This is a genomic window from Amycolatopsis rhabdoformis (genome assembly GCF_035918295.1).
GTDB classification, from domain to species: domain Bacteria; phylum Actinomycetota; class Actinomycetes; order Mycobacteriales; family Pseudonocardiaceae; genus Amycolatopsis; species Amycolatopsis rhabdoformis.
Window position 1 is genome coordinate 2,398,173 of record NZ_CP142149.1, and the last position, 20,960, is coordinate 2,419,132.

Annotated in this window: 17 protein-coding genes; 12 read left to right on the forward strand and 5 right to left on the reverse strand. The window is 73.7% G+C overall.

Features of this window, described 5'->3' with window-relative positions:
- Window positions 1–54 precede the first annotated feature (54 nt).
- From VSH64_RS11265 to VSH64_RS11290, 6 genes are all read left to right on the forward strand, one after another.
- Window positions 55–357, forward strand: coding sequence for an urease subunit gamma (locus VSH64_RS11265; protein WP_220247702.1), 303 nt, complete (start codon window positions 55–57; stop codon window positions 355–357).
- Between the two features lie 9 nt (window positions 358–366).
- Window positions 367–747, forward strand: coding sequence for an urease subunit beta (locus tag VSH64_RS11270; RefSeq protein WP_326835489.1), 381 nt, complete (start codon window positions 367–369; stop codon window positions 745–747).
- A complete protein-coding gene (ureC, locus tag VSH64_RS11275; RefSeq protein WP_326835490.1) occupies window positions 744–2,462 on the forward strand; it encodes an urease subunit alpha in 1,719 nt (572 codons plus the stop codon). Before VSH64_RS11270 ends, ureC begins: the two co-directional genes overlap by 4 nt.
- Window positions 2,463–2,539: 77 nt before the next feature.
- Window positions 2,540–3,271 (forward strand): urease accessory protein UreF, encoded by a 732-nt coding sequence (locus VSH64_RS11280; protein WP_326835491.1) that lies wholly within the window; start codon window positions 2,540–2,542, stop codon window positions 3,269–3,271.
- Between the two features lie 12 nt (window positions 3,272–3,283).
- Window positions 3,284–3,985 carry an urease accessory protein UreG gene (ureG, locus tag VSH64_RS11285; protein ID WP_326835492.1) on the forward strand — a complete coding sequence of 234 codons (702 nt, stop codon included), beginning with the start codon at window positions 3,284–3,286 and terminating at the stop codon, window positions 3,983–3,985.
- Window positions 3,982–4,920 (forward strand): urease accessory protein UreD, encoded by a 939-nt coding sequence (locus VSH64_RS11290; protein WP_326835493.1) that lies wholly within the window; start codon window positions 3,982–3,984, stop codon window positions 4,918–4,920. The genes ureG and VSH64_RS11290 overlap by 4 nt, the downstream gene beginning before the upstream one ends.
- A gap of 114 nt (window positions 4,921–5,034) precedes the next feature.
- On the opposite strand, the gene VSH64_RS11295 is transcribed toward VSH64_RS11290, so the two are convergent.
- Entirely contained in the window at window positions 5,035–7,707 is a 2,673-nt protein-coding gene (locus VSH64_RS11295; RefSeq protein WP_326835494.1) for an AAA family ATPase, read from the reverse strand.
- The gene (locus tag VSH64_RS11300; protein WP_326835495.1) at window positions 7,704–10,025 is read right to left on the reverse strand and encodes a LuxR C-terminal-related transcriptional regulator; all 2,322 of its coding nucleotides are present in this window, start codon (window positions 10,023–10,025) and stop codon (window positions 7,704–7,706) included. The genes VSH64_RS11295 and VSH64_RS11300 overlap by 4 nt, the downstream gene beginning before the upstream one ends.
- A 231-nt stretch (window positions 10,026–10,256) precedes the next feature.
- On the opposite strand from VSH64_RS11300, the gene VSH64_RS11305 reads away from it, so the two are divergent.
- Entirely contained in the window at window positions 10,257–12,953 is a 2,697-nt protein-coding gene (locus VSH64_RS11305) for an ATP-binding protein (RefSeq protein WP_326835496.1), read from the forward strand.
- On the opposite strand, the gene VSH64_RS11310 is transcribed toward VSH64_RS11305, so the two are convergent.
- On the reverse strand, window positions 12,938–13,204 hold the full coding sequence (locus VSH64_RS11310) for a DUF6510 family protein (protein WP_326835497.1): 267 nt from the start codon (window positions 13,202–13,204) through the stop codon (window positions 12,938–12,940). The two genes, VSH64_RS11305 and VSH64_RS11310, sit on opposite strands and share 16 nt — an antisense overlap.
- Before the next feature lie 245 nt (window positions 13,205–13,449).
- On the opposite strand from VSH64_RS11310, the gene VSH64_RS11315 reads away from it, so the two are divergent.
- From VSH64_RS11315 to VSH64_RS11325, 3 genes are all read left to right on the forward strand, one after another.
- On the forward strand, window positions 13,450–13,725 hold the full coding sequence (locus VSH64_RS11315; RefSeq protein ID WP_326835498.1) for a hypothetical protein: 276 nt from the start codon (window positions 13,450–13,452) through the stop codon (window positions 13,723–13,725).
- A gap of 144 nt (window positions 13,726–13,869) precedes the next feature.
- Complete coding sequence (locus VSH64_RS11320) at window positions 13,870–15,216, forward strand: MFS transporter (RefSeq protein WP_326835499.1); 1,347 nt, start codon at window positions 13,870–13,872, stop codon at window positions 15,214–15,216.
- A gap of 75 nt (window positions 15,217–15,291) precedes the next feature.
- Entirely contained in the window at window positions 15,292–15,855 is a 564-nt protein-coding gene (locus tag VSH64_RS11325) for a flavoprotein (RefSeq protein WP_326835500.1), read from the forward strand.
- 7 nt (window positions 15,856–15,862) lie between these two features.
- Here the strand turns inward: VSH64_RS11325 and VSH64_RS11330 are convergent, their stop codons facing one another.
- Entirely contained in the window at window positions 15,863–16,789 is a 927-nt protein-coding gene (locus tag VSH64_RS11330) for a cupin domain-containing protein (protein ID WP_326835501.1), read from the reverse strand.
- Window positions 16,790–17,018: 229 nt separating this feature from the next.
- Between VSH64_RS11330 and VSH64_RS11335 the strand changes: the two genes are divergently transcribed.
- Both VSH64_RS11335 and VSH64_RS11340 read left to right on the forward strand, forming a co-directional pair.
- Complete coding sequence (locus tag VSH64_RS11335) at window positions 17,019–18,041, forward strand: LLM class flavin-dependent oxidoreductase (protein ID WP_326835502.1); 1,023 nt, start codon at window positions 17,019–17,021, stop codon at window positions 18,039–18,041.
- A gap of 90 nt (window positions 18,042–18,131) precedes the next feature.
- Window positions 18,132–18,899 carry a hypothetical protein gene (locus VSH64_RS11340; protein ID WP_326835503.1) on the forward strand — a complete coding sequence of 256 codons (768 nt, stop codon included), beginning with the start codon at window positions 18,132–18,134 and terminating at the stop codon, window positions 18,897–18,899.
- A gap of 237 nt (window positions 18,900–19,136) precedes the next feature.
- Here the strand turns inward: VSH64_RS11340 and VSH64_RS11345 are convergent, their stop codons facing one another.
- Window positions 19,137–20,876 (reverse strand): amidohydrolase, encoded by a 1,740-nt coding sequence (locus tag VSH64_RS11345; protein ID WP_326835504.1) that lies wholly within the window; start codon window positions 20,874–20,876, stop codon window positions 19,137–19,139.
- Between the last annotated feature and the right edge of the window lie 84 nt (window positions 20,877–20,960).

Genomic DNA, 20,960 nt, shown 5'->3' on the forward strand with positions numbered 1-20,960 from the left:
GCCGTGGCAGCGGGCGAGGCCGGCCAGGCGCGCATCGAGGTGACGCTGTCGTCGATGATGCTCAGCCCCCGGGAAATCGAGAAGCTGGTGATCTACCAGGTGGCCGAGCTGGCTCGGCGGCGCAAGGACCGCGGTCTCAAGCTCAACTTTCCCGAGTCGATCGCGCTGATCACCGAGGCGCTGCTGGAGGCGGCCCGCGACGGCCGGTCGGTCGCGGAGGTGACCGAGCTCGGCAAGCAGGTGCTCACGCGCGAGGACGTGCTGCCCGGGGTGCCGGAGATGGTGAACGTGGTGCAGGTCGAGGCCACGTTCCGCACGGGCACGCAGCTCGTGGCCGTGGCCGACCCGATTCCTTAGGAGAGCAGGATGATTCCAGGCGAGTGGCTGCCCGCCGACGAGCCGATCGAGCTCAACGCCGGCCGGCGCACCGTGCGCCTCGCGGTGCGCAACACGGGTGACCGGCCGATCCAGATCGGCTCGCACTTCCACTTCTTCGAGGTGAACCGGGTGCTGGACTTCGACCGGCCGGCCACGCTCGGCATGCGGCTCAACGTCCCTTCGGGACAGTCGATCCGCTTCGAGCCCGGCGACGAACGCGACGTCGAGCTCGTGGAGTTCGGCGGTTCCGGGCGCGTGGTGGGCTTCAGCGGCCTGCTCGACGGCAGCTTCGCCGTACACACGGCGGCGGCCCGCGCGCTGGCGCGGGCCGCCGAGCGCGGCTTCACCGGAGCGGGGGAGCAGGCGTGACCACGATTTCGCGGCGGCACTACGCGTCGCTCTACGGCCCGACGGCGGGCGACCGCTTCCGGCTGGCCGACACCGAACTGCTGGCCCGGGTGGAACGCAGCCTCATCCTCCCCGGGGAGGAGGCGATCTACGGCGGCGGGAAGTCCATTCGCGACGGAATGGCGCAGGCACCCGGGCTGCGCAACGCCGACGGTGCCCTGGACCTGGTGATCACCTCGGTGATCGTGATGGACGCCGTGCTCGGCATCCTGAAGGCGGACATCGGCGTGAAGGACGGCCTGATCGCCGGCATCGGCCAGGCCGGGAACCCGTACGTGCAGGACGGGGTTTCGCCGAACCTGGTCATCGGCCCAGGCACGGAAGTGATCTCCGGCGAGGGGCTCGTGGCCACCGCCGGGGCCATCGACACCCACGTGCACTTTCTCACGCCGGCCCAGATCCCGCACGCGCTCGCCTCCGGGGTGACCACGTTGCTGGGCGGCGGCACCGGGCCCGCCGACGGGTCGAAGGGCACCACCTGCACACCGGGCCCGTGGCACCTGGCCCGGATGTTCGAGGCGACGGCCACGCTGCCGGTGAACATCGGCCTGATGGGCAAGGGCAACAGCAGCCGTCCGGAAGGCCTGCGCGAGCAAGTGGAGGCCGGCGCGTGCGGGTTGAAGGTGCACGAGGACTGGGGTGCCACGCCGGCCGCGCTGGACTGCGCGCTGTCGGTGGCCGACGAGTACGACGTGCAGGTGGCGCTGCACGCCGACACCCTCAACGAGAGCGGGTACCTCGCCGACACGCTCGCCGCGATCGACGGCCGGACGATCCACAGCTACCACACCGAAGGCGCGGGCGGTGGCCACGCGCCGGACATGATGGCGATCGCGTCGCTGCCCAACGTGCTGCCGTCCTCGACCAACCCGACCCGGCCCTACACCACGGACACGACCGACAACCTGTTCTACATGACGATCGTGACCCACCACCTCAACCCCGACAACCCCGAGGACGTGGCGTTCGCGCAGTCGCGGATCCGCGCCGAGACCGAAGCGGCCGAAGACGTGCTGCACGACCGCGGGGTGCTGAGCATGTACTCCTCGGACGCGCAGGCCATGGGACGCATCGGGGACACGGTCACCACCTGCTGGCGCACCGCGGACAAGATGAAGAAGCTCACCGGGAGCCTGCCCGGCGAGACCGCGGGCGACGACAACCAGCGGATCCTGCGCTACCTCGCCAAGCTCACGATCAACCCGGCGCTGACCCACGGCATCGGCCACGTGGTGGGCTCGCTGGAGCCGGGCAAGCTCGCCGACATCGTGCTGTGGCCCACGAACACGTTCGGGGTCAAACCCAAGTCTGTGCTCAAGGGCGGGTTCGTGGCGTGGTCGGTGATGGGCGACGCGAACGCGTCGATCCCGACCCCGGAACCGGTGCTGCTGCAGCCGATGTTCGCCGGGCTCGGCCGGGCGGCGGGCAGCACGTCCGTCACGTTCCTGTCGGAGGCGGCCGCGGAGAGCGGGCTGTTCGAGCGGCTGGGGATCGACCGGCGGACCGAAGCCGTGCGCGGCTGCCGGACGGTGGGCAAGGCGCAGATGGTGCGCAACGAGCTGACGCCGGAGATCGTCGTGGACCCGGAGACGTACCAGGTCACGGTGGACGGTGAGCCGGCGGTGGTGCCCGCGGTCGACGAAGTGTCGATGGCGCAGCTGTACTACATCGTGTGAACAGCGATCGTCGTCACCGCGATCGTTTGAACAGCGATCGTGTGACGGCCGGATCTGCGGAGGCGGAGGACTGTTCGATGGCGGCACACCTCGGGGGCGCCGAGCGGCTCACGGGCTTCCTGTCCGTGTTGCAGCTGAGCGATTCGGCGTTCCCGAGTGGTCGCTACACGCTGTCCTACGGACTGGAAACCCTGGTGCAGTCGGGTTTTCTGGCGACGCCGAGCGACCCGCGCGTGCTCACCACCCTGTTGCGGGATCAGGTGCTGCTCGGGGTGGCGCCGTCGGACGGGGTGGCGCTGGCGTGCGCGCACCGGGCGACGGCGTCGGGGGAGTCGCTCGACCTGGAGTGCGTGACGCGGGCCGACGAGCGGCTCACCGCCGTGAAGCTGGCCCGGGAAGCGCGCGAGACGTCCACGCGGACCGGGCGGGCGCTGCTGCGGATCGCGACGGCGGTGTTCGCCACGCCGGCGCTGCGCCACTACGCCGAAGGTGTCGCGAAAGGACGGTCGCCGGGCAACCACGCGGTGGTGCTGGGGATCGTGAGCGCCTCGGTGGGCGTGCCGCGGCTGGAGGCGGTGGCGGGGGAGCTGTTCGCGTTCTCCGCGGCCTGGGTCGCGGCGGCCGTGCGGCTGGCCGTGACCGACCACGCCACCGCGCAGGCCGTGCTGCACGACGTGCGCGCGGCCACGGCCGAGGCGGCGCGCGACGCCGCGGATCAGGAACCCGACGACATCACCAGCTGCACCCCGCTGCTCGACGTGGCGGCGATGCGGCACGAGGAAACGCAGCTGCGGCTGTTCGCAAGCTGAGGAAGGACCATCATGCCCCCGCACTGGGACCCGGATCCGCACACCGACACGCACCCGCACCCGCCCGGCGGGTTTTCGGCCGTGCGCACCCCGGGCGTGGCCCGGATCGGCATCGGCGGGCCCGTCGGGTCGGGCAAGACCGCGCTCATCGAAGCGCTGGTGCCGATGCTGATCGCGCAGGGCCACCGCCCGCTGGTGGTGACCAATGACATCTTCACCAGCGAAGACGCGCTGCACGTGCGGCGCACGCTGGCCGGGGTGCTCGCGCCGGAGCGGGTCGTCGGCGTGGAGACCGGCTCGTGCCCGCACACCGCGGTGCGCGACGACCCGACCATGAACCTCGACGCCGTCACGGAGCTCACCGGCCGCTACCCCGACGCGGACGTGGTGCTCGTCGAGTCGGGCGGGGACAACCTCACGCTGACCTTCAGCTCGGCGCTGGCCGACTACTTCGTGTTCGTGATCGACGTGGCGCAGGGCGACAAGATCCCGCGCAAGCGCGGCCCGGGCGTCACGAGCTCGGACCTGCTGGTGATCAACAAGGTGGACCTGGCCGACCTGGTGCGCTCCGACCTGTCGGTGATGGAGCGCGACGCCGGCGCCGTGCGCGCGGGCCGACCGTTCGTGTTCACGAACTGCTTCACCGGCGAGGGCCTCGACGAGGTCACGCGCCGCGTGCGCGAGGTGATCGGCCGCTTCGCCGGTGCGGGATGACCCGTCGCGACGACCCGGCGTGGTGCACCCCGGCGCACCTGCCCGACGAACTGCACGGATTCGACGGGTCCGTCCGCGACGGCCTCGGCGTGGGGGCGCCCGGCAAACTCGGCGTGCTCGACCTCGCGCTGGCTCCGCGCGGCGGGACCACCCGGGTCGTGCGCCAGTACCAGCGCGCGCCGCTGCACATCTACCGGCCGATCCACCTCGACCCGCACCGGCCGGACATGGCGTTCGTGTTCCTGCAGCAGCAAGGCGACGGGTTCGTGCAGGGCGACCGCTACCGCGTGGACGTCGACTGCGCCGACGGCTCGGCCGTGCACCTCACCACGCAGGCGTCCACGAAGGTCTACGGCGCCCGCGACAACTACGCCACGCAGCTGCTGAACCTGCGCGCCGGTGCCGGCGCGGTGCTCGAATACCTCCCCGACCCGGTCGTCCCGTTCCGCGGCTCGCGTCTCTACCAGCGCACGACCGTGACCCTGGCTCCCGACGCGACGGTGCTGCTCGGCGAAGTGCTCCTACCGGGCCGCGTCGCCCGCGGTGAGACGCACTGTTACGACCTCTACCGCGCCGAGCTGGAAGCCCGCCGGACCGACGGCGCGCTGCTGTTCGCGGACACCCTGCGCCTGCGTCCGGGCGGTGCCGGTGACCCCGGTTCTCCGGCGACGCTCGGCGGTTACCAGGTGGTGGGGAGCTTCACCGCGCTGTCGGACCGGATGCCGCCGGCGGAGCTGGTGGCCGCGCTGCGGGCCGAGTTGGCGCCGGTGCCGGAGGTGTTCGCGGGGGTTTCGGAGCTGCCCGCCGGCTGCGGCGCCGGCGTGCGGGTGCTGGGGCACACGTCGAAGGCGGTGCAGGCGGCGATGCACGCGGCCTGGGACCGGGCGCGGCGGTGTCTGCTGGGGATTCCGGCGCCGGATCTGCGCAAGGGCTGAGGTTTCCCGGCGGTTTCCGCGTGGAGCACTCGCGCGTCGTCCTGGGGCCGCGCCGGGCGACGGTCGGGTGCGCTCGGCGGGCGTCCGACCCTCGCTCCGAGGTGGGGCCGTCCGTCAGCTCTCGCCGGCGGTGAGCACGAGGTGCAGCTCGGTGCGTGAGGTGATCGACAGCTTGGTGAACACCTTGTGCAGGTGGTATTCGACGGTGCGCGGGCTGATCGAGAGCGCGGTCGCGATGTCGGGGTTGGACCGGCCGTCGCGGGCCAGCGCCGCGATGCGGCACTCCTGCGGAGTCAGCTGAGAGCGGGTTTCGGCGACCCGGCGACGGGCGCGTTCGCCGGTGGCCAGGAGTTCGCGGTGCGTGCGGTCGGCGAAGGCTTCGGCGCCCAAACCGGCGAAAGCCTCGTGGGCGGCGCGAAGGGGGCCGCGCGCGTCGACGCGGCGGCCGCGGCGGCGCAGCCACTCGCCGTAGAGGAGCCGGGCGCGGGCCAGGTGCGGGGTGATGAGGGAGCGGCCGAGACGGTCGATGGCTTCCGCGTACAGGGTTTCCGCCGCTTCGCCGTCGGCCAGCAGCGCGCGGGACCGGGCGTCGGCGCCGAGGGCCCAATCCGTGCCGCTGAGGCACGCGCGTTCTGACACTCGCTCGGCAGCCGCGATGGCGGTGCTGCGGTCGCCGGAGCGCGCGGCGGCTTCCACGAGTTCGACGAGCGACCAGCCGGCGAGCTCGATGCCGTCGCGGTCGAGGAACTCGCGGGTCGCGTCGGCGGCTTCGGAGTAGTCGCCGAGTCCGTTGTGGAGGACGGCGGTGGCGTAGCGGGACAGGGCGTGGGCCAGGCCGGCGTTTTCCGCGCAGGCCGAGGCTTCCGGCAGCTCGCGTCCACGCCACGCGGCCAGTGCGCCGGCGGCGTGGGGGAAGTCCGGTGCGCCGCTGAGCCGGGTGAGGGCCTCCGCCTCGGCCACCAGGGACTCCGCGGTGCCGAACCGTCCGAAGTGGACCTCGGCGAGGGCGCGGTGGGTGAGCACGTAGGGCAGGATCGTGCGGGCGCCACTCGCGCGCGCCCGGTCGAGCTCGGCGTGGGTGAGGTCGTGCCAGGTTTCGTCGTCCTGCAGGTCGGCGGCGACGAGACAGGCCAGCAGGCGTGAGCGGGCGTCGGTGCCGTGGTCGTTGTCGAGGGTCTTCAGCGCGAGCTTGAGCGGCTCGACGGCCGCCGCGTACCCGGCGGTGCACCGTTGCGCCACGCCTTCGAGAAGCCGGTCGGACCCGGTGGGCCGACGCCCGGCGAGGCGGGTCAGCACGGCGTGCACCACGTCGACGTGGCCGGTGAAGATCGCGGCGCCGAGCGCTTCGAGGTAGGCGGGCCGCGCGAGCCGCGGTTCGCTCACTTCCAGCTCCTGCGCCGACGTGAGCAACCGTCCGACCGCCGGCCCGCCGCGTCCGGCGTCGAACGCCATCCGGGCCCGCAGCCGCTCTGCCCGCGCTCGCCCGGCCGCATCGAGCGCCCCCAGCTCCGCCACGGCGAGCAGCCGCACCGCCGAGTCCACGGCACCGGCGGCGTGGTGCGCGTCGGCCGCCGCGACGGCTCGCTCGGCGCGCAGCCCGGCGTCGGCGGTGCGCAGCGTGGCGAGTTCCCGGAACGCCGCCGCGGCGGGCAGCCCACCCCGGCGTCCGGCGTCGTCCGCGAGCCGCTCGAGGTCGTCGGCCAGGGCTTCGGCCGGCTCGATCGTCGCGTGCGCGAGGTGCCACGCGCGGCGGTCGGGTTCTCGGTGCGGCTCGGTCGCCAGGGCGAGCACTCCGTGCACCAGCCGCCGGTGCGCGGCGGACGCCAGGCCGTACGCGCACTGGCGCAACCGCGGCTCCCGGAAGGTGATCCACGGGCCGAACTCGACGAGACCCGCTGCCTCCAGCGGTGCCGCGTCGTCCGCGTCGAGCCCGAGCCGCCTCGCGGCCCGCCAGAGCCGGGCCGGATCTCCGAGCGGTTCGGCCGCCGCGAGCACGAACAGGAGGCGGCCGGCGGGGGTCAGGGTCGCCGCGGTGGCGGCGAGTTCGGGGCAGGACAAGGGAACCACGCCGTAGCCCCCGGCGGTCACCGAGCCGGCTGCCTCGAGCAACCGCCGCGGATTCCCCCGCGCCTCGGCCACGATCCGAGCACCCACGGCGTCGTCCAGGGGCCGGCACGCGTGCGCCAGCACCTCGCGGGCATCGGCGTGGCCCAGCTGCCGCAGCGGGAGGCTCGGCAGCCGGGCGAACCGCTCCGGGGCGGACGCCGGGGCGCCGGCGCGGTCGGCGATCGGTTCCGATGGGGCCTGTTCCTCGGTTTCCGCGAACACGAGCGCGACCGTCGTGGCGGCCAACCGCGGGGCCACCGCGGCGAACACCGCGGCCGATTCCTCGTCCCACCACTGCGCGTCGTCGACGACGCACAGCAGCGGCTGATCACGCGCGGCGAGTTTCAGCAGGTCGAGCACGGCGGCACAGACGGCGAGCCGCTCGGGTGCCGGCCCCGGCCGCAGGCCCATCGCCCGCTCCAGCAGCTCACGCCCGGGCAGCTCGGGGAACTCGGGCAGCGTCGAACACAGCAGATGCACCGCCGCGTACGGCAGTCCGGCCTCGGCCGCGAGCCCCGGCAGCCGCAGGACCCGGTGCGTGGTGGCGGTGCGCGAAAGCTCGTGGAGGAGCGCGGTTTTCCCGAGCCCCGCCGCGGCGCGGACCACGACCGTGCCGCCGTGCGTGAGCAGTTCTCGCAGCCGCGCGGATTCGGCTTCGCGTCCGATCAAGGTGCCGGTCATCGTGACGGGGGCTCGCTTTCGGGGTGGTGCGCGGGATCGACCAGGTGCAGTTCGGTTCGCGAGGTGATGCCGAGCTTCGTGAAGACCTTCCGCAGGTGGTACTCGGCCGTGCGGGGGCTGAGGGACAGTTCGGTGCCGATCTCGGCGTTGGTGAGGCCGGCGCGGGCCAGGGTGGCGATGCGGGTTTCCTGCCCCGTCAGGGCATCGACGGGAGAACGGTCCCCAGGCCAGGCGCGGGTCGCGAAGGCAGCGGCGCCCATGCGGCGGAAGTCCTGGTGCGCGGCGCGCAGCACTTCGCGGGCTTGCTCGGTGCGGCCTTGCCGACGCAGCCATTCCCCGTAGCCGAGCCGGGTCCGGGCCGCGAGCGGGCGCAGGCGCGTGCGCGCCAGATGCCGGAGAGCGTCGAGGTACCGCTCTTCGGCGGCCGGTCCGGACGCGACCAGCGCCCGGCCACGAGCCTGCGCACCGCGAGCCCAATCCGTGCCGCGGCGGTCGGTGCGCTCGACGAGGGCTTCGAGCGCCGACGCCGCGAGCGCGCGCCGGCCGGAGTGCGCGGCGGCTTCGATCAGTTCGAGCAGCGCCCAGCCCGCGGTCGCCAGCTCGCCGAGGTCGACCACGCGGCGCGCGGCGGCGAGAGCGCGCGCGTGGTCGCCGAGAGCGTTCGCCGCCACCGCCGCGGCCAGTTCGGCGCAGGCGTGGGTGAGTCCGGGGCCCGCCGAACCGCGCACCGGCCGGCCGCGCCACGCCGCGATCAACGCCGTGGCGTGCTCCGGTGGGGCTTGCCCGAGTCGCGTGCTGGCCGCGCGGGCTTCGTCGTCCCACTTGGCGGCCGCGGTGAGGTCGCCCTTATGGACTGCGAGCAGCGCCCGTCCGGCCAGGGCATCCGGGAGCGCACCGGGGTCGGCCGGCGCGTCGGCCGCACGGTGCCACGCCTGCTCGTCCCACACCTCGGCCGCCGCCAGACCGGCCAGCCAAGACGGCGCGCCGGGCGCGGACAACGTCGCGACCAGGGAGTCGCGCGGGACCAGAGATTCGGTCAGGAGACGACCGTCCGTGAGGACGGCGGCGCCCAGAGCGTCGAGCCGGGGCCGGGGGTCGGGCACCGGGACTTCGCGCGTGGCTCGCACCAACGCCGTCGCGGCCGTGGGCGTGCGCGTCGCACTGAACGTGAGCCACGCGCGCAGCCGCGCGGCTTCGGCCCGGTGCGCCGGTTCGAGCGGCCCGGTCAGCGTGCGCAGCAGCTGCCACGCCTCGGCGCGACGACCGGCGTCCAGTTCGGCGGCGACGGCCGCCAACGTGTGCTCGGCCGGGTCCGGCGTGAGCGTGGCGGCGAGCCGCAGAAACGCGGCGGCCGCGCGCGGACCACCACGGGCGCGGGCGCGGGGCACTTGCGCCACCAAAGCCGCCGCCGCGGCCGGGTCCGGCGCCGATACCGAGTTCGCGTGGTGCCAGCTGCGCCAGTCGGGTGCCGTCGTGGTCTCCGCCAAGGCGCGGTGGACCGTCCGGCGCTCCTCGGGCGTGGCCACGTCGTGGTAGATCCGGCCGCGCGACGACGGGTCGGGGAAGGTCACCCGCTCACCGAGCCGGAGCGGGCCGCCGACCGGGATCCCCAGCAGGCCGGCGGCGCGCCACAGCAACGCGACGTCACCGGTCGGGTCCGCGGCGGCGGTCAACAGCAGGGTCCGTCGGCCCGGCGCCGGAGTGAGCGGCCGGCCCCGCCGCGAAGGGCGGCCGACGCCGAACCCGCCGGCGTCCAGACTGTCCACCGCGGCCCGGATCACCCCCGGATTTCCCCGCGTCTCCGCCACGAACCGCTCGACCACGTCCGCATCCACCGGCCCGGACACCAGCGAGCGCACCAGGGCACGCGCCCCGGCCCGGCACAGCTCGGCCACCGGCAGCTCCTCGACGCCGGCCAGCACCGCGGACGCGTCGCGCTCGGCGAACAGCAGCACCACGCGAGCGCTCACCCGCCGCGCCGCGAACACCAGGGCCAGCGCCGAGCGCTCGTCGAGGCGCTGCGCGTCGTCCACCACACACAGCAGGGGCGCGGCCGCCGAGAGCAGCGCCGCCGTGGCCACGCCGGTCGCGAACGGGTCGGTACCCGCCCGGTCCGGCAAGGCCGCCCCGAGCTGCTCGCCCAGCCGCCGCAGCCCGCGCACGTGAACCACCCGGCACCCCCGGGCCCGCGTCGCCGCGTGCCGCAGCAGCGCCGTCTTGCCGACGCCGGCCGGACCCCGCAGCACGAGCGCGCCGCGGCCCGTCCGCACGAGCGTCTCGAGCAGGCGGATTTCGGCGGTACGGCCGTGGAGGGCCACTACACTGTCCGGATTCGGATCGGGCACGGTGGCGACAGTGGCCGGTTCCCGGCCGCTTCGAACCCGGGCCGCCCCGGGCGCGGACCCGGGACCCGGGCGAACCCGGACCAACCGGACGACCTCGGCGACCACCGGCTACCCGGGGCGCCGGCCGCCGATCGGGATATCCTGCGAGCGCCCGCTGGTCGCCGTGACCGGAAGGGAAGAGCGAGCACACGGGCAGGTGGGTGAGTGCTGGACCGGCGCGCGGAACGCGAGACCCTCGACCGGCTGCTGGACGCCGTCCGCGCCGGCAAGAGCCAGGTGCTCGTGTTGCGTGGCGAGGCGGGCGTGGGCAAAACCGTGCTGCTGGAGCACCTCGTGGGCCAGGCCGCCGGGATCCGCGTCGCCCGCGCGGTGGGTGTCCAGTCCGAAATGGAGCTCGCGTTCGCCGGCCTGCACCAGCTGTGCGCGCCGATGCTCGGCGGCGCCGAAGCCCTGCCGGATCCGCAACGGGTGGCGCTGCGCACCGCGTTCGGGCTCAGCCCCGGTCCCGCGCCGGACCGCTTCCTGGTGGGCCTGGCCGTGCTGGGCCTGCTGGCCGAAGCGGCGCGCGAGCGGCCGCTGCTGTGCGTGGTCGACGACACCCAGTGGCTGGACAGTGCCTCGGCCCAGGCCCTCGCCTTCGTCGCGCGCCGGCTGGTCGCCGAGTCGGTGGCGCTCGTGTTCGCCGTGCGCGAGCCGGCCACCACGGAGCTGACCGGCGTCGCCCAGCTCGTGGTGGAAGGCCTGCCCGACAGTGCGGCCCGCGACCTGCTCGACTCCGTGCTGCGCCTGCCCGCCGACGACCGGGTGCGCGACCGGATCGTCGCCGAGACCCGCGGCAACCCGCTGGCCCTGGTGGAGCTCTCGCGGGGGCTGAGCCCGAAGGAGCTGGCCGAGGGCTTTTCGCTGGCCGGCGCCACCACGATCCCGCGCCGCATCGAACAGCGCTACCAGGCTCGGCTGGCGCAGCTCGCGCCCGCCACCGTGCGCCTGCTGCTGATCGCCGCCCTCGAACCCCAGGGCGACCCCGTGACGCTGTGGCGCGCGGCCGGTCTGCTCGACATCGGCGCCGAGTCGGCCGAGCCCGCGCTCGAGGCCGGGCTGATCGAGATCGGCTCCCACGTGCGGTTCCACCACCCGCTGGTGCGCTCGGCGATCTACCAGGCCGCCGCCCCGGCCGAACGGCGACGGGCCCACTGGGCGCTCGCGCAGGTCACCGACGCCGACACCGACCAGGACCGCCGCGCCTGGCACGCGGCGCAGGCCGCCGAGGCGCCGGCCGAGGAAGCCGCCGAAGAGCTGGGCCGCTCGGCCTGCCGAGCGCAGGCCCGCGGGGGCATGGCGGCCGCCGCGGTGATGCTGGAACGCGCCGCGGAGCTCACCGCCGTCCCGTCGACCCGGGCGAAACGGACGCTGGAGGCGGCGCACATCACGCACGTGGCCGGCGCGCCCGAGGAAGCGCTGCGGCTGCTTTCCATCGCCGAGGCCGGCCCGCTCGACCGGCTGGAGAAGGCCCGGGCCGACCTGCTGCGCGGCCGGATCTCGCTCACGGTCAACCGCGGCCGCGAGGCACCGCCGTTGCTGTTCGCCGCCGCCCGTCAGCTGGAAGGGCTCGACGTGGGACTGGCCCGCGAGACCTACCTCGACGCCCTGCTGGCCGGGATGTTCGCGGGCGTGAGCGACGCCGACCTGCGCGAGGTCGCCGAAGCCGCCCGCGCGGCCCCGCGTTCCCCGCAGCCACCCGGCCCGGCCGATCTCCTGCTCGACGGTCTCGCGATCCGCTTCACCGACGGGTTCGGGCCGTCGCTGCCGATGCTGCGGCGGGCGCTGAGCGCGTTCCGCACGCCCGACCTGTCGCTGAAGGAGCTGCACTGGCTGTGGCTCGCGCACATCATGGCCGGGAACATGTGGGACGAGCAGACCCTCGACACCGCGCGGCACCTGCAGCTCGCCCGCGACAAGGGCGCGCTCAACACCCTGCCGCTCGCGCTCGCCGCGCACATCGGTGCCCACGTCTACGCGGGTGACCTGGACACCGCGGCGCACCTGCGCGACGAGCTCGCCGAGGTGTCGCGCGCGACCGGGATCCCCGCGGCCACCTACGGCAGCCTGCTGCTCGCGGCCTGGCGCGGCCGTGAGGAGGAGGCCCGCCAGGTGATCACCCGCACCGAAGCCGAGGCGGTGCGCCGCGGAGAAGGGTTCGGGCTGCTCATCATCGGCGCTTCGCGGGCCGTGCTGTGCAACAGTCTCGGCTACTACGCCGAAGCTCTGGAGTCGGCCGAGGGCGCCCGGCAGCGGCCGCCGGTGATGGGCGTGGAGCCGTGGCTCGCGCTGGTCGAGCTGATCGAAGCCGCCAGCCGGCTCGGGAAGACCGCCGTGGCGCAGGACGGGTTCACGAAGCTCGTGGTGACCACCCGGGCGAGCGGCACCGACTGGGCGCTCGGCATCGAGGCCCGCTCACGCGCGCTGCTGGCCACCGGCGACGACGCCGAGAGCGCTTACCGCGAGGCTGTGGACCGCCTTTCGCGCACGCGCATCCGCGGCGAATGCGCCCGGGCCCGCCTGCTGTACGGGGAATGGCTGCGCCGCGCCCGCCGCCGGGCCGACGCGCGCGAGCAGCTGCGCACGGCCCACGACATGTTCACCGAGATGGGCATGGAAGCGTTCGCCGAGCGCGCGGGCCGCGAGCTGCGGGCCACCGGCGGCACCGCGCGCAAGCGGTCCGTCGAGACCGGCACGGAGCTCACCTCGCAGGAGGCCCAGATCGTGCGCATGGTGCGCGAAGGCCTGTCCAACGCGGAGATCGGCGCGCGGCTGTTCCTCAGCCCCCGCACCGTGGAATGGCACCTCGGCCGGATCTTCGACAAGCTCGGCGTGACGTCCCGCCGTCAGCTCCAGAGCTGAGCGGGCTGCTCCAGCGCGGCGAAGCCCGACACGTTCACGCACGAGATCCCGCGCCGCTCCACGATGACCATGAGGATCGCCTCGCAGTGGCCGCAGCGGGCCACCACGCCGGGCGCGTCGCGGTAGACGTGCAGCCGCGCCAGCGGTTCGGTGGCGCCGCAGGCCGCGCACGTGCCCGCGGCCGCGGTCATCTCGCCGCCGAACACCGCGTTGAGCGTGCCGGCGATGGCGTTGCCGTCGAACGTCGTCATGGTGTCCCCGTTCCGCACTCGTCCGGTGAGGGGTGACGAGTGTGCGGCGGAGGGCGCCGCCGCCGCGTCCCCCGGGCCGGGTGAACTCGTCGGTCCAGGGTTTCGCGGCGCGCGTGGGTTCGCGTCCGGGAGCTCCCGGGTCCGTGGGCCGGGACCGGGGCCGCCGACCGGGGTTCTCCTCGATGCGATCGAGTCGCTCGGCACGCCACAGTGGCGGGTAGGGGAAACAGGGGAGGACTGAAGCGGTGATCGGCACGACCGGCTTGGTGGCCGGCCCGCGGGTGGTGGTCACCGGGGTGCTCGAGGTGCGCGCCGCGCAGGACGGCAGGCTCGACCTCGCCGTGACCCGCGATCGCTCGAAGGACTGCGTCGCCCTGGATCTGGCGCCGGGCCTCACCGCGGACGCGCGGGCGGCAGTCCTGCGCCGGGTCACCGTGGGCGGGCGGCTGCGCCGGTCCGGTGACCGCTGGGTGCTGCACGCGGAATGGCTGCGCCTCGCGCACGTGCCGGGCCCGCGCTGATCTTCGCGAAGGACCACCGGCCTCGCCGCCGGCCGGCCGAAACCGCCTGTCACCTGCGTCACCCGCTGTGAACCGGCGGGCCTTATCGATCCGGGAGACACTCGATGGCGGCCGCTGAACGGCGGGCGGCCGGAAGGTGGATCCATGGTGGAGGGGCAGAGCGGCGACACCCAGGTCGTCGAGCCCGCGGTGATCAACCGGGCCGTCGGTGCGGCGGCGATCGGCAACATCACCGAGTGGTACGACTTCGGCGTCTACGGGTACCTCGCGACGACCATCCAGAAGGTGTTCTTCACGGACTTGCCGGCTTCGGCCGGGCAGATCGCGACGTTCGGCGTGTTCGCCGTGTCGTTCCTGATCCGGCCGTTCGGCGGGCTGATCTTCGGGCCGCTGGGCGACCGGATCGGCCGCAAGAAGGTGCTCTCGCTCACGGTGATCCTCATGGCGCTGGGCACGTTCGCGCTGGGCGTGATCCCGAGCTACGGAGCCATCGGCCTCGCGGCGCCGATCCTGGTGCTGCTCGCGCGGCTGGTGCAGGGGATCTCGACCGGCGGCGAGTACGGCAACGCGATGACCTTCATCGCCGAGTACGCGCCCGACCGGCGGCGCGGGTTCTTCGGCAGCTGGCTGGAGTTCGGCACACTCACCGGGTACGCGTTCGGCGCCACGATCGCGACCGTGCTGAGCGCGGTGCTCTCGGACCAGGCGCTGCTCACGTGGGGCTGGCGCATCCCGTTCCTGCTCGCGCTGCCGCTCGGCGCCGTCGGGCTGTACCTGCGGCAGCGGCTGGAGGAATCGCCGGCGTACGCGCAGCTGCAGAAAACGGAGCGGGAGAAGGAATCCCTCGGCGCCGAGCTGCGCTCGGTGTTCACGAAGTACTGGCCCGCCATGGTGCTGTGCGCCGGGCTCGTGCTGACCTGGAACGTCGCCAACTACATGCTCACCAGCTACCTGCCCACCTACCTCACGGAAACGCTGCCCGCGCAGCACACCGGCATCGGCAAGACGGCGTCGGAGATCCTGCAGATCGTGGTGCTCGTGCTGCTGATGGTGGTGATCACCTTCGTCGGCCGGCTCTCGGACAAGGTGGGCCGCAAGCCGGTGCTCCTGGCCGGCTGCCTCGGGCTCGTGGTGCTGTCGCTGCCGGCCGTGCTGCTGGTGCGCGCGGGCGGGAACACTTCGACGTTCTTCGGCCTGCTGGTGATGGGGCTCGTGTTGGTGCTGTTCTCGGCGATCCTCCCTTCGACGTTGCCGGCGCTGTTCCTCACGCACGTGCGCGCGGGCGGGCTGTCGATCGCGTTCAACCTGTCGGTGTCGCTGTTCGGCGGCACCACGGCCACGGTGATGAGCGCGCTCGTGTCGGGCACCGGTGACCTGAACTGGCCCGCCTACTACCTGATGATCGCCGGGGTGATCGGTGGCGTCTGCGTGTACTTCATGCGCGAGACGGCCCGGAAACCGCTGCCGGGGTCGCTTCCGCGCGACGGCTGACGGGCGGCACGCGGAGTCACTCGTCCGGGCGCACTTCGTCACTCCCGGCCCGGTCGGTGCCGCGAGGATGGCCGCATGGACAACACCTTCGAAGGCCGGCTGCTCATCGGCGCCACCGGCTCGGCCGCCGTCGCGACGCTGCCGATGTACCTCGGCGCGCTGCGCACGGTGCTGCGCGGCCCGATCACCGTGCTCATGACGCACACCGCGGCGACGTTCCTGCCGGCGCACACCGTCGGCCTCTTCGCCGACCGCGTGGTGACCGGCGAGGACGCGGCGACCTGGCCGGCCGCGAACCACGCGACGCTGGCCGCCGGGCACGACCTCACCGTGGTCCTGCCGGCGAGCGCGCACACCTTGTCGGTGGTGGCGGCCGGTGCCGCGCCGAACATGCTCGCCACGACCGTGCTCGCGGCCACGCACCCGGTCGCGTTCTTTCCCGTGATGACCGGCGAGATGTGGGCGAAGGCGGCCGTGCAGCGCAACGTGGCCCAGCTGCGCGAAGACTGCTACCACGTGTACGAGCCGGCGGCCGGCCCGCGCTACGACGTGGCGGCCGGTGCGTTCGTGGAGAGCCCGCAGCCCCCGCCGCCGCCCCGGTTCCTGGAGATCGTGCGTGAGCTGATGACCGGGAGCTGAGCCGGGCTCACGGCCGGTTCGCCCGGAACTGTCCGGGGGTGGTGCCTTCGCTCGCGCGGAACGCCCGGTGCAGCTGGGCGGCGCCGCCGAACCCGGCCTGGGCGGCGACCGCCGCCAGCGGCAGCTCCGGCCGGTCGCGCAGCAGCTGCCGGGCCCGCGCCACGCGCAAGCGGCGCACCAGCGCGGTGAGGGTTTCGCCGTCGTCGGCCAGCGCGCGGAACACCGACCGCCGCGACAGCCCGCACCCGGCCGCCACGGCGGCGGCGTCGAGCGCCGGGTCGGCCAGGTGCTCGCGCACGAACCGGTGGATGCGACCCCGCGCCAGCACTGCCGACGTCGGCGCGGCGGCCCCGCGCGTGGCCCAGTCGAGAGTGGATTCGAGCAGGCCCACGGCGTGGGGGAGCAGCGCCGCGGCCACCGCCGCGTCGTCGTGGCGGGCCAGGCCCGCGAGGAACTCGGCCACGAGCCGGCCGGGCCCGCGGCCGTCGAACGTCACGGCCGTGACCCCGGCCGCCGCCCGCGCCGGCAGCAGCGAGCGCGGCACCCGCACGATGACCTGCGAGAACGCGCCGGCGAACGCCAGCCGGTAGGGCCGCGTGCTGTCGAGCACGGCCATGGTCCCCGGCCCGAGCGCGGCCGTGCGGCCGTCCTGCTCGGCCAGGGAGCGGCCGGCCGTCTGCACGTTCACCAGCAGGTACTCGTCCGGGTCACGCCCGATCAGCCGCTTCGTGCGCACTACCTCCTGCGCCCCGGAGCGCACGGTCGACAAACCGACCCCGTCGAGCGCCGCGTGCTCGATCCGTCCCGCGAACGGCGCCTCACCCGTCGCCCGCGCCGCGACGTGCACGAGCTTCTCGCAGATCACGTCCGCCCAGTACCCGAACGCCTCGGACCGGGCAACGTCCTCTGTGGACCACGACGAGGGCTCTCGCACCCTTCGATGGTGACACAGCCGAGCGGGTCGGTGCCGGGTGATCCGTGCCGCTTCGGTGAGGTGGGCTTCGCGGGTGGTGGGTTCGTCGGCTGCGAACGGTTCGACGGGGACGGTGCCCGGCCGGCGCCGGTGGCCAAGGTGCCCGTTGTCCGCGGAGGGCGCGGGGGGTGAGGACGTGAGCCGTACCGCGTGCGGGAATCAATCGGGGGCCGCGTACGCTTCCACGGGCGTGAAGAAGATTGGTTTCCTCTCGTTCGGCCACTGGTCGGACACCCCGCATTCCGAGACCCGGTCGGCGAAGGACTTCCTGCACCAGTCCATCGACCTTTCGGTGGCGGCCGAGGAGCTCGGCGTGGACGGCGCCTACTTCCGCGTGCACCACTTCGCGCGGCAGGCCGGCAGCCCGTTTCCGCTGCTCTCGGCCATCGGCGCCCGCACCTCGAAGATCGAGATCGGCACGGGCGTGATCGACATGCGGTACGAGAACCCGCTGTACATGGCGGAGGACGCGGGCGCGGCCGACCTCATCTCCAGTGGCAGGCTCCAGCTCGGCATCAGCCGGGGATCCCCCGAACAGGTGATCGACGGCTGGCGCTACTTCGGCTTCGCGCCCGCCGACGGGGAGACCGACGCGGACATGGCCCGCCAGCACGCCGAGGTCTTCCTCAAGGTGATCGAAGGCGAGGGTTTCGCCCAGCCGAACCCGCGTCCGATGTTCGCCAACCCGCCGGGCCTGCTGCGCGTGGAACCGCACTCACCCGGGCTGCGCGAGCGCATCTGGTGGGGCTCGGGCTCCAACGCCACCGGCGTGTGGGCCGCGAAGCTCGGCATGAACCTGCAGAGCTCCACCCTCAAGGACGACGAGACCGGCGAACCGCTGCACGTCCAGCAGCGCAAGCAGATCGAGGCCTACCGCGAGGCGTGGAAGGAAGCCGGCCACGACCACGAGCCGCGGGTTTCGGTGAGCCGCAGCATCTTCGCGCTCACCAACGACCTCGACCGCGCCTACTTCGGCAGCGACCGCAACTCGCGCGACCAGGTCGGCATGATCGACGAGAACACCCGCGCCATCTTCGGCCGCTCCTACGCCGCGGAGCCGGACGAGCTCGTGCGCCAGCTCAAGGAGGACGAAGCCATCGAGGCCGCGGACACCCTGCTGCTGACCGTGCCGAACCAGCTCGGCGTCGAGTACAACGCCCACGTGCTGGAAAGCATCGTGAAGTACGTGGCGCCGGAGCTCGGCTGGCGCTGAGCCTCCTGCGAAGGCCCGGCCGGTTCGGCCGGGCCTTTGTCGTCTCGGAAAACGCGGCGAACCGGTGCCGCTGGGCGCTATCGTGCGGAGGTGAACCGGATCTGGGGGATTCCGCTCGCGGCGCTCGTGCTCGTGGCCACGGCCGCGTGCGCGGCCGGCAACGACGAGACCGACCGCGTGGCGAAGGAGCTCACCGCCGCGATCTCCACCCCACCACAGGACTCGGCCGCGGGGTACGCGCGGGCGGCGTTGAAGCCCGGGGAGGCCGCGCCGGTCACGTTCCTGGAGATCACCGACCGGCCGACGACCCGCCCCGGCGACGCCGACATGCACCTCGTGTTCCGGATCCACTTCGACAGCGTCGAGTCGGGCTGGACGAGGTCCGCGGCCGTGACCGCCTGCTACGAGGCGAACTTCAATTACCGCGGGCTGGTGTCCGAGTCACGCGTGGGGTGCCCGCCGGACGCGCGGCCGGTCACGCCGCCGCCCGCCGCGCCCGTCGAGGTGCCGAGTACCTTCGACGGGCCGCTGGCCAAGGCGCTCGCGGCCCTGCCGGACCGGCCCACCGTCGACCAGGTCAACGACGCCATCAACCGCGGTGTGCCCCGCGTGCAGCCGGATCCCGAGACCCACGCGGTCGGCCCCACGCCGTTCCGGGACGTCCTCGTCTCCGGGGACAAGGTCGCGGTGTCCTTCATGACCTACGGCCGCGCCGAAGGGGTCGACTGCCTCTTCGGGTCCCGCAACGGCAAAGACGTGCTCGTGTGGCGGCCGTCCTGGGTCGAGGTGCAGCCGGGTGAGCTCGTCTGCGAGCCCCGCACCGCACTGGCCCGGGCGGGCACGACACCCCCGCACTGAAAAGGCGCACTGAACCACGGCCCTGAACCGCCGCACCGGCCCCGGCACTTGACCCACGGCGCTGACCAGGGCAGTCACGACACCGCCGCACTGAACTACGGCACTGGACCAGCGCACTGAACCGCCGAACTGAACGACCGCACCGCCCACGGCACTTGACCCACGGCGCCGGCCCGGGCGGACGCGACGCCGACGCACTGAACTACGGCACTGGACCAAGGCGCCGAACCACCGCGGTCAGGCTTCGTGCACCACTCGTCCACCCACCACCGTCATCCGCACGCCGAGGTCCTTGATCGCGGCCGGCTCGACCGTGAGCGGGTTCGCGTCGAGCACCACGAGGTCGGCGAGCTTCCCCGGGTCGAGCGTGCCCAGGGTGTGTTCGGCGAACTGCGTCTGCGCGCTGCCGAGGGTGTAGAGGTGCAGCGCCTCGCGGGCGGTGATGGCCTGTTCGGGGCCGAGGACGTCACCCCGGAGCGTTTCGCGCGTGACCATCCAGCCGAGGGACCAGAGTGGGCTCGGCGGCACGACCGGGGCGTCGGTGCCGCCGCCGGCGATCAGGCCGGCGTCGAGGATGTCGCGGATCGGCACCGCGCGGGAGCCGCGTTCGGCGCCCCACCACTTGACCTGGTTGGCGCCGAGCAGCACGGGGTGGTCCTGCACGCTCGCGAGCAGCCCCATCTTCCGCATGTGCGCCAGGTTCGGGCCGCTGGGCAGGAACAGGTGCATCAGCACCCAGCGCAGGTGCTGCAGCGACGTGTCGCGGTGCACGGTGGTGAGCACGTCGACGATGAAGTCCATCGCCGCGTCGCCGACCACGTGGGTCTGCACCTGGAAGCCGTGGCGCGCGGCGCGGCGGTACATCTCGGTGAGCTCGTCGCGCCCGCCCGGCGGCAGGAGCTGCACACCGTGGTAGTCCGGGCTGGTCTGCTCACCGGGCACGAGCTGGTAAGGGTCGCGCAGGAACCCGCCTTCGACGCCGCCGTCGGAGAGGTACTTCAGGCCGTCGAAGCGGAGCATGTCGTCGCCGGTGCGCGGCTTGAACGCCGCCACCGCCGCGTCGACGTCCGCGAGCGCGGCGATCCGCCACAGCAGGTGCGCGCGGGTGGTCATCTCGCCGCCGTGCCAGAGGTCGGTGTAGATCGCGATCTGGTCCGGTGACAGGCCCGGCTCGGTGACGCCGGTGATGCCCAGCGCGTTGTGTTCGGCCATCTGGTCGCGCAGCAGCTGCCGCTGCTGATCGGCCGACGGCGGAGCCGGCAGCTTCGGCGTGACGAGGGAGCGCGCGCGTTCCAGCAGCACGCCGGTCGGTTCGCCGTTCGCGTCGCGGACGATGACGCCGCCGACCGGGTCGGGCGTGTCGCGCGTGATGCCGGCCAGCTCCAGCGCGCGGCTGTTCACGGTGGCCACGTGGCCACCGCGCGGGATGAACACCGGGTTGTCCGGGGAAACCGGGTCGAGCTCGGCGCGCGCGGGCAGCCGGCCCTCGGCGAGCAGGCTTTCGTGCCAGCCCGACCGCGCCTGCACCCACGCGCCCGAAGCGCTCGCCGCCACCCGCGCGCCGATGGCCGCCACGACGTCGGCGATGCTGCGCGACTCCAGCAGCGACACGTTGGGCCGGTCGAGCGCCGAGGTGAACTGGTGCAGGTGGCTGTCGATGAGCCCGGGCACCACGGCCGCGCCCTTGAGGTCGACCACGCGCGTGTGCCGGCCGCGCAGGCGCAGGACCTGCTTCGACGCGCCGGCCTCGACGACCCGGCCGCCGCGCACCGCGATCGCCTGCGCGGTCCGCCCGTGCAGCGCCGCCGTGACGACGTGTCCATTGTGGAGGATCAGGTCGGCCCCGGTGTCGGGCCGGGGCGCGGCGCCGGCCGGCGTGCCGAGCATCATCGGCGTGACCGCCAGCCCGGCCGCCGCGGCGAACAACGTCCGCCGCGAAACCGTGGACCGATCTTCGGAACCGCACAACTGGCACATACGCCGACCCTTCGGACGAACGACCCCTGGTACCTCGCGTGCTCGTGGCGGCGGTCACGGTACCAACAGATCGGGAAGGAAAAA